Origin of the sequence: Neisseria sp. SLRRB23, assembly GCF_050896295.1 — a bacterium.
Taxonomy (GTDB): domain Bacteria; phylum Pseudomonadota; class Gammaproteobacteria; order Burkholderiales; family Neisseriaceae; genus Neisseria.
Genome location: NZ_JBPBFH010000080.1, coordinates 1 through 526 on the forward strand (window position 1 = coordinate 1; position 526 = coordinate 526).

1 protein-coding gene is annotated in these 526 nt (G+C 50.0%); it reads left to right on the forward strand.

Features of this window, described 5'->3' with window-relative positions:
• Positions 1-205, forward strand: a 205-nt coding sequence (locus ACRPFF_RS11115; protein ID WP_432674663.1) for a peptide ABC transporter permease, incomplete at its 5' end; no start/stop codon positions are given.
• Positions 206-526: the final 321 nt, after the last annotated feature.

Below are 526 nucleotides of genomic sequence, written 5' to 3' on the forward strand. Positions count from 1 at the left end.
CAAACCGATACTTTTGAATGTTGTTACCGTCATCATCTATATTTTGCTTGACGGGCCGACCACTGAGGGCAGCCGAACGCCTATGCCCCCTATGAACGCTTGGGAAAAAATCCTGTTTATGGCAGCCGGCGTCAGCGGATTTGTCAGCCTCCTGTGGATAATGCTGATTGCCCTGTCCGAGCATTACAGGGACAAGAATTGGTAAATGCGTCCCTGTGTGTCGCCCTGTGTGTTGAAACATTGAAAGCTGGATTAAATACAGCGCGGCAGACCGAAAATTAAGAATGTGTATTGTTACGGCACAAGCCCGTTGGCGTTCAAAAGTCGAAATCGAACTGCTGGGCTTGTAACCGCAGGGGGGGCAGGTATGAGGGGTAAGTGGACTCTGCTGTTTTTGCATTGGATATGGGAAAAAGTGGTACCGGAAAGCATCCGCAACAGCAAGCCGGCGCGGTGGGTAGCCAACCATAGAAAGCTCACTATCTGGGTAATTGTGACAGTATGGATCAACTTCTTCCCCGCTACT